The sequence below is a fragment of the Mycobacterium sp. 852014-52450_SCH5900713 genome, from assembly GCF_001667075.1.
Lineage (GTDB): Bacteria > Actinomycetota > Actinomycetes > Mycobacteriales > Mycobacteriaceae > Mycobacterium.
Genome location: NZ_LZIL01000034.1, coordinates 93,719 through 105,880, shown reverse-complemented (window position 1 = coordinate 105,880; position 12,162 = coordinate 93,719). Strand labels below are relative to the sequence as shown.

General features: G+C 69.3%; 14 protein-coding genes. 12 read left to right on the top strand and 2 right to left on the bottom strand.

All coding sequences use genetic code 11. From position 1 onward, the window contains the following. The first annotated feature begins 18 nt into the window (after positions 1–18). From priA to hisI, 4 genes are read left to right on the top strand one after another with little or no spacing between them, the layout of a single operon-like run. A complete protein-coding gene (gene priA / locus A5773_RS09295) occupies positions 19–762 on the top strand; it encodes a bifunctional 1-(5-phosphoribosyl)-5-((5-phosphoribosylamino)methylideneamino)imidazole-4-carboxamide isomerase/phosphoribosylanthranilate isomerase PriA (RefSeq protein WP_066953202.1) in 744 nt (247 codons plus the stop codon). Between the two features lie 4 nt (positions 763–766). Continuing rightward, positions 767–1,570: an inositol monophosphatase gene (locus A5773_RS09290; RefSeq protein ID WP_067790611.1), complete on the top strand. Its 804-nt coding sequence runs from the start codon at positions 767–769 to the stop codon at positions 1,568–1,570. A gap of 1 nt (position 1,571) precedes the next feature. Further along, positions 1,572–2,357, top strand: a complete 786-nt coding sequence (gene hisF / locus A5773_RS09285; RefSeq protein ID WP_066953198.1) for an imidazole glycerol phosphate synthase subunit HisF — start codon at positions 1,572–1,574, stop codon at positions 2,355–2,357. Beyond that, on the top strand, positions 2,354–2,701 hold the full coding sequence (gene hisI / locus A5773_RS09280; RefSeq protein WP_066953197.1) for a phosphoribosyl-AMP cyclohydrolase: 348 nt from the start codon (positions 2,354–2,356) through the stop codon (positions 2,699–2,701). Before hisF ends, hisI begins: the two co-directional genes overlap by 4 nt. Before the next feature lie 30 nt (positions 2,702–2,731). Here hisI and A5773_RS09275 read toward each other — a convergent pair whose 3' ends face one another. Next, positions 2,732–3,088, bottom strand: coding sequence for a WhiB family transcriptional regulator (locus A5773_RS09275; protein WP_067262497.1), 357 nt, complete (start codon positions 3,086–3,088; stop codon positions 2,732–2,734). Positions 3,089–3,353: 265 nt separating this feature from the next. On the opposite strand from A5773_RS09275, the gene A5773_RS09270 reads away from it, so the two are divergent. Then, positions 3,354–4,448, top strand: coding sequence for a calcium:proton antiporter (locus A5773_RS09270; protein WP_066953195.1), 1,095 nt, complete (start codon positions 3,354–3,356; stop codon positions 4,446–4,448). Here A5773_RS09270 and A5773_RS09265 read toward each other — a convergent pair. Then, positions 4,438–4,908: a peroxiredoxin gene (locus tag A5773_RS09265; RefSeq protein WP_067790608.1), complete on the bottom strand. Its 471-nt coding sequence runs from the start codon at positions 4,906–4,908 to the stop codon at positions 4,438–4,440. The two genes, A5773_RS09270 and A5773_RS09265, sit on opposite strands and share 11 nt — an antisense overlap. A gap of 53 nt (positions 4,909–4,961) precedes the next feature. Here A5773_RS09265 and A5773_RS09260 point away from each other — a divergent pair, with 53 nt between their 5' ends. The 7 genes from A5773_RS09260 to A5773_RS09230 all read left to right on the top strand — a co-directional run bounded on the left by A5773_RS09260 (position 4,962) and on the right by A5773_RS09230 (position 12,102). Continuing rightward, positions 4,962–6,500 carry an anthranilate synthase component I gene (locus A5773_RS09260; protein WP_067262492.1) on the top strand — a complete coding sequence of 513 codons (1,539 nt, stop codon included), beginning with the start codon at positions 4,962–4,964 and terminating at the stop codon, positions 6,498–6,500. Continuing rightward, complete coding sequence (locus A5773_RS09255) at positions 6,493–7,170, top strand: TIGR02234 family membrane protein (protein WP_067262616.1); 678 nt, start codon at positions 6,493–6,495, stop codon at positions 7,168–7,170. The genes A5773_RS09260 and A5773_RS09255 overlap by 8 nt, the downstream gene beginning before the upstream one ends. A 113-nt stretch (positions 7,171–7,283) precedes the next feature. Next, a complete protein-coding gene (gene trpC / locus A5773_RS09250; RefSeq protein ID WP_066953187.1) occupies positions 7,284–8,102 on the top strand; it encodes an indole-3-glycerol phosphate synthase TrpC in 819 nt (272 codons plus the stop codon). A 74-nt stretch (positions 8,103–8,176) separates the two neighbouring features. Next, complete coding sequence (gene trpB / locus A5773_RS09245) at positions 8,177–9,439, top strand: tryptophan synthase subunit beta (protein WP_067262489.1); 1,263 nt, start codon at positions 8,177–8,179, stop codon at positions 9,437–9,439. Beyond that, the gene (gene trpA / locus A5773_RS09240; protein ID WP_066953183.1) at positions 9,436–10,248 is read left to right on the top strand and encodes a tryptophan synthase subunit alpha; all 813 of its coding nucleotides are present in this window, start codon (positions 9,436–9,438) and stop codon (positions 10,246–10,248) included. Before trpB ends, trpA begins: the two co-directional genes overlap by 4 nt. Further along, entirely contained in the window at positions 10,248–11,642 is a 1,395-nt protein-coding gene (locus tag A5773_RS09235; RefSeq protein WP_067790605.1) for a prolipoprotein diacylglyceryl transferase, read from the top strand. The genes trpA and A5773_RS09235 overlap by 1 nt, the downstream gene beginning before the upstream one ends. A gap of 28 nt (positions 11,643–11,670) precedes the next feature. Next, a complete protein-coding gene (locus tag A5773_RS09230) occupies positions 11,671–12,102 on the top strand; it encodes a DUF2752 domain-containing protein (protein WP_066953179.1) in 432 nt (143 codons plus the stop codon). The last annotated feature ends 60 nt before the right edge of the window (positions 12,103–12,162 follow it).

Below are 12,162 nucleotides of genomic sequence, written 5' to 3'. Positions count from 1 at the left end.
AGCGGCTTGGGAGGGAATGTGTTGATCTTGTTGCCCGCGGTCGACGTGGTCGACGGCCGTGCCGTGCGGCTGGTCCAGGGCAAGGCGGGTAGCGAAACCGAATACGGCTCGGCACTGGACGCGGCGCTGAACTGGCAGCGCGACGGGGCGGAATGGATCCACCTGGTCGACCTGGACGCGGCGTTCGGGCGCGGCTCGAACCGCGAACTGCTGGCCGAGGTGGTCGGCAAGCTCGACGTGCAGGTCGAGCTCTCCGGGGGGATCCGTGACGACGGCTCGCTGGCCGCGGCGCTGGCCACCGGCTGCGCCCGGGTCAACCTGGGTACGGCGGCCTTGGAGAACCCCCAGTGGTGTGCCCGCGCGATCAGCGAACACGGCGACAAGGTGGCCGTGGGACTGGACGTCCAGATCGACAAAACCAGGCCGGCGGGGCAGCACCGACTGCGCGGACGCGGCTGGGAAACCGACGGCGGCGACCTGTGGGAAGTGCTGGAACGCCTTGACGGAGAAGGGTGTTCGCGGTTCGTCGTCACCGACGTCACCAAGGACGGCACGCTGGGCGGCCCCAACCTCGACCTGCTGGCCGCCGTCGCCGAGCGCACCGACGCCCCGGTGATCGCCTCCGGTGGCGTGTCGAGCCTGGACGACCTGCGCGCGATCGCCACTCTCACCGACCGCGGGGTCGAGGGCGCCATCGTGGGCAAAGCCCTCTACGCCGGGCGGTTCACCCTGCCACAGGCGCTGGCCGCGGTTGCGGGGTAGGGCCGTGGCGGATCTGGACGCATTGGTGGAGAAGGCCTCGGCGATTCTGGACGACGCCACCGAGCCGTTCCTCGCCGGCCATCGCGCCGATTCGGCGGTCCAGAAGAAGGGCAACGACTTCGCCACCGACGTCGACCTCGCGATCGAGCGGCAGGTGGTCGGCGCGCTGGAAGAGGCGACCGGCATCGGTGTGCACGGTGAGGAGTTCGGCGGTGCCGAAGTCGACTCGGAGTGGGTGTGGGTGCTCGACCCCGTCGACGGCACGTTCAACTACGCGGCGGGCTCGCCGATGGCGGGGATCCTGCTGGGCCTGCTGCATCGCGGCGACCCGGTGGCCGGGCTGACCTGGCTGCCCTTCGTCGACCAGCGCTACACCGCTGTGGTGGACGGCCCACTGATGAAAAACGGTGTCGCGCAACCGCCCCTGGCCGACATCGACCTGGCCGACGCCCTGATCGGCGCCGGCTCGTTCAGCGCCGACGCGCGGGGCCGGTTCCCGGGGCGCTACCGGATCGCGGTGCTGGAGAGTCTGAGTCGGGTCTCGTCGCGGTTGCGGATGCACGGGTCCACCGGGCTCGACCTGGCCTACGTCGCCGACGGGGTCCTCGGTGGCTCGATCAGTTTCGGCGGTCATGTGTGGGACCACGCCGCCGGCGTCGCGCTGGTGCAGGCGGCGGGCGGTGTCGTGACCGACACCCACGGGCAGCCGTGGAGCCCCGCGTCGGATTCCGCACTGGCCGCGGGCCCCCGCGCACACGCCGAGATACTCGAGATCCTGCGCAAAACGGGCCGACCGGAGGACTTCTGAGATGTCCTCCGCGAATGGCCTTGCGGTGCGGGTGATTCCGTGCCTGGACGTCGACGCCGGACGGGTCGTCAAGGGGGTCAACTTCGAAAACCTCCGCGACGCGGGCGATCCCGTCGAGCTCGCGGCCGCCTACGACGCCGAAGGCGCCGACGAGCTCACCTTTCTCGACGTCACCGCCTCGTCGTCGGGCCGGGCCACCATGCTGGACGTGGTGCGCCGCACGGCCGAGCAGGTTTTCATTCCGCTGACCGTCGGTGGCGGGGTTCGCACGGTGGCCGACGTCGACGTCTTGCTGCGCGCGGGCGCCGACAAGGTTTCGATCAACACGGCCGCGATCGCCCGCCCCGACCTGCTGGAAGAAATGGCGCGGCAGTTCGGCTCGCAATGCATCGTGCTGTCGGTCGACGCCCGCACGGTCCCCCCGGAGTCGGTGCCCACACCGTCCGGTTGGGAGGTCACCACCCACGGCGGACGGCGTGGGACGGGAATCGATGCCGTTGAATGGGCTTCCCGCGGCGCCGATCTGGGCGTGGGGGAGATCCTGCTGAACTCGATGGACGCCGACGGCACCAAGGCCGGGTTCGACCTGCCGATGCTGCAAGCGGTGCGGTCGGCGGTCACGGTGCCGGTGATCGCCAGCGGTGGTGCCGGCGCGGCCGAACACTTCGCGCCCGCGGTCGCCGCCGGCGCCGATGCGGTGTTGGCGGCCAGCGTGTTTCACTTCCGGGAGCTGACCATCGGCCAGGTGAAGGCCGCCATGGCCGCGGAGGGGATCACGGTCCGATGACGCTCGACCCGCAGATTGCCGCGCGGCTGAAGCGCAACGCCGACGGCCTGTTCACCGCCGTCGTGCAGGAGCGTGGCACCGGCGACGTGCTGATGGTCGCCTGGATGGACGACGCGGCGCTGGCCCGCACCCTGGCAACCCGTGAGGCGACCTATTATTCGCGGTCCCGCGGCGAGCAGTGGGTCAAGGGCGCGACGTCCGGCCACACCCAACACGTGCACTCGGTGCGCCTGGATTGCGACGGCGACACCGTGCTGCTGACGGTCGACCAGGTGGGCGCCGCCTGCCACACCGGCGACCACAGCTGCTTCGACGCCGACCTGCTGCTGGCACCGGAGTCGTAGGCTGCTGCGGTCCGAGCGAGCGCCCCGGCGCTAAATCGCGGTGCGACGCTGCCGCCGGGCGGCGGCCAGGAAGTCGACCCATGACACCACGTCGGAGTGCTGCCTGAGCAGCGCGCGTCGCTGGCGTTCCGTCATGCCGCCCCAGACTCCCCACTCGACCCGGTTTTGCAGCGCGTCGGCGCCGCACTCCAGGACCACCGGACAGTGCCGGCAGATCGTCGCGGCCCTTCTCTGGGCGGCGCCGCGAACGAACAATTCATCCGGGTCGCCGGTGCGACAGAGCGCTTTGGAAACCCAGGCGTCGCGATCCCGGGTCTGCACACTGCGGAGATGGTTTCGAATCGGACCGTTGGTGCCGCTTTGTGCGGTGGTTCGGGTAGCTGACACTGCTTCCCCCTTTGCTCCGGCCGCGCTGAGAGTTCAGCGTCCGGACATATGCCTGTCCTGACTTCCCTCCGGCCGAGCCCGTGTAAAGCCGAGGCGAATGTTGGGACCGTACGAAACGCCGCCGGCCAAACGTAGGGACTTTGGTCGCGGACGTCCGAGGACTTTCGGCTCAAGGACGTCGCGGCATCGCCGTCGTGCGGGCCGAGAAAACCAGGACCGAGGCCGAAGTCGCCCGATCGCGAGCCGTGGATGAGAATGGCGGGCGATGTTGAGACGGGTGTCGTGGACCGCGGTCGTGCCGCTGCTCGCCGTCGCCGTGCTGGCCGTGATCTGGGGCGAGAAGCTGGGCCCGGCATTGGTCGCGTTGGCCGCGGCGTTGCTCATCGGAGCCGTGCTGGCCGCGGTGCACCACGCGGAGGTGGTCGCGGCCCGGGTCGGTGAGCCATTCGGCTCGCTGGTGCTCGCGGCCGCGGTGACGGTGATCGAGGTGGCGCTCATCGTCTCGCTTATGGCATCCGGCGGCAACGAGGCCGCGACCCTGGCCAGGGACACCGTGTTCGCGGCGGCGATGATCACCACCAACGGCATCGCAGGGCTGTCGCTGCTGCTCGGCTCGCGGCGCTACGGCGTGACGCTGTTCAATGCCGAGGGCAGCGGCGCCGCGCTGGCCACCGTCACCACGCTGGCGACGCTGAGCCTGGTGCTGCCCGCGTTCACCACCAGCCAAGTGGGCCGGGAGTTCTCCCGGGGCCAACTGACGTTCGCGGCGGTCGCGTCATTGCTGGTCTATCTGGTCTTCGTATTCACGCAGACGGTGCGCCACCGCGACTTCTTCCTGCCGGTCGCGCAGAAAGGCCAGAAGAAGCGGCTGTTCGAGGATGAAAGCCACGCCGAGCCGCCGAGCCGCGGCGCCGCGCTCGGCAGCCTCGGGCTGCTGCTGGTCGCCCTCGTCGCGGTCGTCGGACTGGCCGAGGAGGAATCGCCGGCCGTCGAGCGCGCGGTGACCGCGGTCGGGTTCCCGCAGTCATTCGTCGGCGTGGTGATCGCCACGCTGGTGCTGCTGCCGGAGACCCTGGCGGCCGCGCGCACCGCGCGGCAGGGCCGCATCCAGACCAGCCTCAACCTGGCGTACGGCTCGGCGATGGCCAGCATCGGACTCACCATCCCGGCGATCGCCCTGGCGTCCATCTGGCTCAGGGGACCGCTGGTGCTCGGCCTGGGCCCCATTCAGCTGGTGCTGCTGGCGCTGACCGTCGTGATCAGCATGCTGACGGTCGTCCCCGGGCGGGCCACCCGGCTGCAGGGCGAGTTGCACCTGGTGCTGCTCGCCGCCTACGTGTTCCTGGCGATCAGCCCGTAGGCGCTGACCGGCCGTGCAGGGTCTCCAGCGCCTTATCGGCGTGGGTGTCCATGCTGAACTCGCTGGAAATGACGTTGAGCACGGTGCGATCGGTGTCGATGACGAAGGTGGTGCGCTTGACCGGCAGCAGCTTGGCGAGCAGGCCACGCTTGACGCCGAACTGCGCGGCGACGGTGCCCTCGGTGTCCGACAGCAGGGGGTAATCGAACTTCTGCAGCTCGGCGAACTTGGCCTGCTTCTGCACGGGATCGGCGCTGATGCCGACCCGGTTGGCGCCCACGGCGGCGAATTCCGCGGCCAGGTCGCGGAAATGACAGGCTTCCTTGGTGCAGCCGGGCGTCATCGCGGCGGGGTAGAAGAACAGCACCACCGGTCCGCCGCAGAGCAACTCGCTGAGCTTGCGCGGCGTCCCCGTCTGATCGGGAAGTTCGAAGTCCTCGACGGTGTCACCAGGTTTCATGGGCGCCACGCTACGCCCGCGAGCCCCGGCAACCCGTCTGGGAGGATGGTTCGGTGCACGCCCACCTCGCCGCGACGACCTCCCGAGAGGACTTCCGCCAGCTCGCAGCCGAGCACCGCGTGGTTCCGGTGACCCGCAAGGTGCTGGCCGACAGCGAGACGCCGCTGTCGGCCTACCGCAAGCTGGCCGCCAATCGCCCGGGCACGTTCCTGCTGGAATCCGCCGAGCACGGCCGATCCTGGTCGCGGTGGTCGTTCATCGGCGCCGGGGCGCCGTCGGCCCTGACCGTCCGCGACGGGGAAGCGGTTTGGCTGGGCGCCGTGCCGCAGGACGCGCCCACCGGCGGCGACCCGTTGCACGCGCTGCGGGCCACCCTGGAGCTGCTGGCCACCGGCACCCTGCCCGGACTGCCGCCGCTGTCCGGCGGCATGGTCGGTTTGTTCGCCTACGACATGGTGCGACGCCTGGAACGCCTGCCCGAGCTGGCCGTCGACGACCTGCAGTTGCCCGACATGTTGCTGCTGCTGGCCACCGACGTGGCGGCGGTCGATCACCACGAGGGCACCATCACGCTGATCGCCAACGCGGTGAACTGGAACGGCACCGACGAACGGGTCGACGAGGCCTACGACGACGCGCTCGCGCGCCTGGACGTGATGACCTCGGCGCTCGGCCAGCCGCTGCCGTCGACGGTCGCCACGTTCGACCGGCCCGAGCCGCGGTACCGCTCGCAGCGCACCGTCGAGGAGTACGGGAAGATCGTCGACTACCTCGTCGAGCAGATCGCCGCAGGCGAGGCGTTCCAGGTCGTCCCCTCCCAGCGCTTCGAGATGGATACCGCTGTCGACCCGATCGACGTGTACCGGATGTTGCGGGTCACCAACCCGAGCCCGTACATGTACCTGCTGCATGTGCCGAATGGCACTGGCGGGACCGACTTTTCGGTCGTCGGGTCCAGCCCGGAGGCACTGGTCACCGTCACCGAGGGCTGGGCGACGACGCACCCGATCGCCGGCACGCGGTGGCGCGGGCAGACCGAGGAAGAGGATCAGCTGCTGGAAAAGGAACTGCTGGCCGACGAGAAGGAGCGCGCCGAGCACCTGATGCTGGTGGACCTGGGCCGCAACGACCTCGGCCGGGTCTGCGCGCCGGGCACCGTACGCGTCGAGGATTACAGCCACATCGAGCGCTACAGCCACGTCATGCACCTGGTGTCGACCGTGACCGGGATGCTCGCCGAGGGTCGGACCGCCCTGGATGCGGTGACGGCCTGCTTCCCGGCGGGGACGCTGTCGGGCGCACCGAAGGTGCGGGCGATGGAGCTGATCGAGGAGGTGGAGAAGACGCGTCGTGGCCTCTACGGCGGCGTCGTCGGCTACCTCGACTTCGCCGGCAACGCCGACTTCGCGATCGCCATCCGCACCGCGCTGATGCGCGACGGCACCGCCTATGTGCAGGCCGGCGGCGGTGTGGTGGCCGACTCGAACGGGCCCTATGAGTACACCGAGGCCGCCAACAAGGCGCGCGCGGTGCTCAACGCGATCGCCGCCGCCGAGACACTGACCGCCCCGGAGACCGGTGGCCATGACTGAGGCCCGGCCGAGTCGGCGGGCCCGGCTGTTCGTCGGGGTGGCCCAGGTGTTGCTGGTGCTGGCCGCGGCGGCGCTGTGGGCGGCGTCCCGGCTGCCGTGGGTGGTGATCCGGTCGTTCGACGGGCTGGGTCCGCCGCGCGAGGTGACGCTGTCCGGCGCCTCATGGTCGACGGCGTTGTTGCCGTTGGCGGTGCTCATGCTGGCGACGGCCGTGGCGGCGATCGCGGTGCGCGGCTGGCCGTTGCGCGTGCTGGCGGGGCTGCTGGCGGTGGCCAGCCTGGCGGTCGGATATCTGGGGGTCAGCCTGTGGGTGCTGCCGGACGTCGCCGTGCGCGGGGCCGATCTGGGGCACGTCGCACTGATGTCGCTGGTGGGCAGCGAGCGACGCTATTGGGGAGCGGGCATCGCGGTGGCCGCGGCGGCGTGCACCCTGGTCGCGGCCGTCCTGTTGCTGCGGTCCGCGGCAGATTCCAAGTCGGCCCGGTTGAGCGCGGAAAAGTATGCGGCGCCGGCGACGCGCCGCTCAAATGCGCTACGCGAGGGCACCGATGGGGCGATGCTGGAGAAGCCGGAGACGCCGGAAATGTCGGAGCGGATGATCTGGGACGCGCTTGACGAGGGCCGGGACCCAACCGATCGGCCGCACGGCTCGGACACCGAGGGTCGGTGACGGGCCGTCAGCCGAGGGCCGCTACCCTTCATTCACGTCGTCGCGTTCGGCTGGAGTTTGTCAGGCAGGCCGTGGGGTCGCGATGGGTAACGGCACGAAGGGAAGCAACAGGCATGAGTCCGGCTACCGTGCTTGACTCCATCCTCGAGGGAGTCCGGGCCGACGTTGCCGCGCGCGAAGCCCTCATCAGCCTGTCCGAAATCAAGGCCGCCGCTGCCGCCGCCGCGCCGCCGCGTGACGTGATGGCCGCCCTGCGCGAGCCCGGCATCGGCGTCATCGCCGAAGTGAAGCGCGCCAGTCCGTCCGCGGGATCCCTGGCGACCATTGCCGATCCGGCAAAACTGGCCCGGGCGTACGAGGACGGCGGAGCGCGGATCATCAGCGTGCTCACCGAGGAGCGCCGTTTCCACGGCTCCCTCGACGACCTCGACGCCGTTCGGGCCGCGGTCTCGATACCGGTGTTGCGCAAAGACTTTGTCGTGCAGCCATATCAGATCCACGAGGCCCGTGCCCACGGCGCCGACATGCTGTTGCTCATCGTGGCCGCACTGGACCAGTCGGCTTTGGTGTCGATGCTCGACCGCACCGAATCACTGGGCATGACAGCCCTTGTCGAGGTGCACACCGAGGAGGAGGCCGACCGCGCGCTGAAGGCCGGGGCCAACGTAATCGGTGTCAACGCGCGCGATCTCGCCACGCTGGAGGTCGACCGGGATTGCTTCGCGCGGATCGCGCCCGGGCTGCCCAGCAACGTGATCAGGATCGCCGAGTCCGGCGTCCGTGGCACCGGGGATCTCTTGGCCTATGCCGGCGCCGGTGCGGACGCCGTCTTGGTCGGCGAGGGTCTGGTGAAAAGCGGTGACCCGCGCGCCGCGGTCGCCGACCTGGTCACCGCGGGTACCCACCCGTCCTGCCCGAAACCGTCTCGCTAATCGTTAAGTCAGTTGAAGAGCCCCGGCGCTGAAACGTTGAACCCCATGAGCCGTCCCCGCGTAGAGCCTTGGTGATGGTCAACCTGTCCCGCCCGGACCTTCCCCTTCCGAGTGCAGCCGTCGCCGAACCCACCCGTCACGAACCCGACGCCGGTGGTCATTTCGGTCTCTACGGCGGACGCTACGTCGCGGAGGCGTTGATGGCGGTGATCGAAGAGGTCACCGCCGCTTACGAGAAGGAACGCATCAACCCCGATTTCCTGGACACCCTGGACGACCTGCAAGTCAACTACGCCGGCCGGCCGTCGCCGCTGTACGAGGCCAGGCGGCTGTCCGAGCATGCCGGCTCGGCGCGCATCTTCCTCAAGCGAGAAGACCTGAACCACACCGGTTCTCACAAGATCAACAATGTCCTCGGTCAGGCATTGCTGGCCAAGAGAATGGGCAAGAACCGGGTCATCGCCGAGACCGGCGCCGGCCAGCACGGCGTCGCCACGGCCACCGCGTGCGCGCTGCTCGGCCTGGAATGCGTTATCTACATGGGCGCCGTGGACACCGCACGTCAGGCGCTCAACGTGGCGCGGATGCGGCTGCTGGGCGCCGAGGTCGTGTCGGTCCAGAGCGGCTCGAAAACGCTCAAAGATGCCATCAACGAGGCGTTTCGAGACTGGGTGACCAACGCCCACAACACCTACTACTGTTTCGGTACCGCGGCGGGGCCGCACCCCTTTCCGGCGATGGTGCGCGATTTTCAGCGCATCATCGGCTTAGAGGCGCGCGTGCAGATTCAGGCCCAGGCGGGCCGGTTGCCCGACGCGGTCGTGGCCTGTGTCGGGGGCGGATCCAACGCCATCGGTATCTTCCACCCGTTCATCGACGACCCGGGCGTGCGCCTGTTCGGCTTCGAGGCGGCCGGCGACGGCGTCGAAACGGGAAGGCACGCCGCGACATTCGCCGGCGGCTCGCCGGGGGCTTTCCAGGGGTCGTTCTCTTACCTGCTGCAGGACGAGGACGGCCAGACCATCGAATCCCATTCGATCTCAGCGGGTCTCGATTATCCGGGGGTGGGCCCCGAACACGCGTATCTCAAGGAGATCGGGCGTGCCGAATACCGGCCGATCACCGACTCCGAGGCGATGGATGCGTTCGCGCTGCTGTGCCGCACCGAGGGAATCATCCCGGCCATCGAATCTGCGCACGCGGTCGCCGGTGCGGTCAAGCTCGGCCTCGAATTGGGGCAGGGCACCATCATCGTGGTGAACCTGTCAGGCCGGGGGGACAAGGACGTCGAGACGGCCGCGAAATGGTTCGGCCTGATGGGGCCCGGCGAGCGATGACCGTGGAACAAAAGCAAGCCAGCCGGCTCGGGCCGGTTTTCGAGATGTGCCGCAAAGACAATCGCGCGGCCCTGATCGGTTATCTGCCCACCGGTTACCCCGACGTGCCGGGTTCGGTCGACGGAATGCTCGCCCTGGTCGAATCCGGCTGCGACATCATCGAAGTCGGGGTGCCGTATTCGGATCCCGGCATGGACGGGCCGACCATCGCCCGGGCGACCGAGGTCGCGCTGCACGGGGGAGTGCGGGTGCGGGACACGCTGGCCGCGGTCGAGGCGATCAGTGCGGCCGGCGGCCGCGCTGTGGTGATGACCTATTGGAATCCGGTGCTGCGGTATGGGGTCGACGCGTTCGCGCGGGATCTCGCGTCGGCCGGTGGGGAGGGCATGATCACCCCAGACCTCATCCCCGACGAAGCCGGCCAGTGGCTGGCCGCAGCTGAGGAGCATCGGTTGGATCGCATTTTCCTGGTGGCGCCCTCGTCGACGCCGCAACGGCTGGCGATGACGGTCGAGGCGTCGCGCGGGTTCGTCTACGCTGCTTCCACGATGGGGGTCACCGGGGCACGTGACGCGGTGTCGAACGCCGCGCCCGAACTGGTGCAACGGGTAAAGGCGGTGTCGGACATACCCGTCGGTGTCGGCCTGGGCGTGCGGTCGCGAGAGCAGGCGGCGCAGATCGGCAGCTACGCCGACGGCGTCATCGTCGGCTCCGCGCTGGTGTCGGCGCTCGGTGAGGGCGGGTTGCCCGCGTTGCGGGCGTTGACCGAGGAGCTGGCCGCAGGCGTTCGGCAGAAGGCATCCGCCTGATGACGATGCTGCCGACGTATTTTCCCAGCCCGCCCCAGGGTGTTTGGCACCTCGGGCCGCTGCCCATTCGCGCCTACGCGCTGTTCATCATCACCGGCATCGTGGCGGCGCTGCTGATCGGCGACCGCCGCTGGGAGGCCCGCGGTGGGCAGCGCGGGGTGATCTACGACATCGCGTTGTGGGTGGTGCCATTCGGGTTGGTGGGCGGCCGCCTTTATCACCTGGCCACCGACTGGCGGACCTATTGGGGGCCGGGCGGCGCCGGATTGGCCGGGGCCGTACGCATTTGGGACGGCGGCCTGGGCATCTGGGGCGCGGTGGCCCTGGGCGGCGTCGGCGCGTGGATCGCCTGCCGGCGTCACGGGATTCCGCTGCCGGCATTCGCCGACGCGATTGCGCCGGGAATCATCTTGGCGCAGGCCATCGGCCGGCTCGGCAACTATTTCAACCAGGAGCTCTATGGCCGGGAGACCACCCTGCCGTGGGGTCTGGAGATCTTCTACCGCCGTGACCCGTCGGGATACGTCGACCCCCATTCGCTGGACGGTGTGTCGACGGGCCAGGTGGCACTCGTCGTGCAACCGACGTTCCTGTACGAATTGATCTGGAACGTCCTGGTGTTCGCCGTATTGATCTACGCGGACCGACGATTCACGCTGGGCCACGGGCGACTCTTTGCGTTATACGTGGCCAGCTACTGCGTCGGGCGCTTCGGTGTCGAGTTGCTGCGCGACGACACCGCCACTCACATCGCGGGCATCCGGATCAATTCGTTCACTTCGACGTTCGTGTTCATCGGGGCCGTGGTGTACCTCATGGTGGCCCCGAAGGGACGCGAGGCCCCCGAAAGCCTGCGCGGCAAGGAGGCCGAGGAATCCGCGGAAGCGGAGCCCGCGGAAGAGCTCGCGACCGTCGCCGCCGCCGGGGCATCGATCGCGGCGGGCGCGGCCGGCACCGAATCCGCCGACGCAGCCGAAACGGATAACGCCGACGAAGCCGACGAGCCGGAAACCGCGGAGGCCGAGACGGTCAGTGCGGAGGCGGCGGAGCCCGACGAAGGCGGGGCCGAGGAGCCCGAGGCGGAAGACGCCGAAGCCGAAGAGCCCGAAGCCGAAGAGCCCGACGCCGAAGCCGAAGCCGAAGAGCCCGAAGCCGAAGCCGAAGAGCCCGAGGCCGAAGCCGAAGCGGAAGACGCCGAAGCCGAAGAAGCCGAAGCCGAAGAGCCCGAAGCCGAAGAGGCCGACGAGGAAGAACCCGAAGAGGCCGAAGCCGAAACAGCAGAACCCGAGCCAGAGCGGTCACAGGACTCGGCCGAACCGGCTTCGGCCGCCGAGCCGTACAAGACACCACGCAGCCGGTGGCGGCTGCGAAGGAATCGGTCGTCGAACCCCTAGCCGCCGCGCGGTCTGGCATGCTGAACACGTGACGCAACCCAATTCCGCCGGGACCGCGGCGGATCAGTGTCACCGCCCACGTCGGTACGTCGCGGCCGGCACCGCCGTCGTGCTCGGCGGCGCGCTCGGCTACGTCGGCCTGGTCGACCCGCACAACACCAATTCGTTGTATCCCCAGTGCCCCTTCAAATTGCTCACCGGCTGGAATTGCCCGTTCTGCGGTGGCCTGCGGATGACGCACGATCTGCTGCACGGCGACCTGTTCGCCGCCGTCAACGACAACGTTTTCCTCTTGGTCGGCATCCCGATGCTGGCCGGATGGCTGCTGATCCGCCGGGGCCGTGGCAGACCGGCGCTCTCGACGCCGGCGTGGCTGACGATGGTGGTGGCGATCATCGCTTGGACCGTGCTGCGTAACCTGCCGGGCTTCCCCCTGTTTCCGGCGATTAATAGTGGTTAACCACGCACAGCGCGACACCCCGTTCGGTCGGACCGTGGCGGACCCACGCGACTATGCTGG

What these genes read in the sequence shown, in the direction of transcription:
- hisF (WP_066953198.1), top strand. Translation starts at nt 1,572, where the DNA reads ATGTCCTCCGCGAATGGCCTTGCGGTGCGGGTGATTCCGTGCCTGGAC.
- hisI (WP_066953197.1), top strand. Translation starts at nt 2,354, where the DNA reads ATGACGCTCGACCCGCAGATTGCCGCGCGGCTGAAGCGCAACGCCGAC.
- A5773_RS09270 (WP_066953195.1), top strand. Translation starts at nt 3,354, where the DNA reads ATGTTGAGACGGGTGTCGTGGACCGCGGTCGTGCCGCTGCTCGCCGTC.
- A5773_RS09265 (WP_067790608.1), bottom strand. Translation starts at nt 4,908, where the DNA reads ATGAAACCTGGTGACACCGTCGAGGACTTCGAACTTCCCGATCAGACG.
- A5773_RS09255 (WP_067262616.1), top strand. Translation starts at nt 6,493, where the DNA reads ATGACTGAGGCCCGGCCGAGTCGGCGGGCCCGGCTGTTCGTCGGGGTG.
- trpC (WP_066953187.1), top strand. Translation starts at nt 7,284, where the DNA reads ATGAGTCCGGCTACCGTGCTTGACTCCATCCTCGAGGGAGTCCGGGCC.
- trpB (WP_067262489.1), top strand. Translation starts at nt 8,177, where the DNA reads ATGGTCAACCTGTCCCGCCCGGACCTTCCCCTTCCGAGTGCAGCCGTC.
- trpA (WP_066953183.1), top strand. Translation starts at nt 9,436, where the DNA reads ATGACCGTGGAACAAAAGCAAGCCAGCCGGCTCGGGCCGGTTTTCGAG.
- A5773_RS09235 (WP_067790605.1), top strand. Translation starts at nt 10,248, where the DNA reads ATGACGATGCTGCCGACGTATTTTCCCAGCCCGCCCCAGGGTGTTTGG.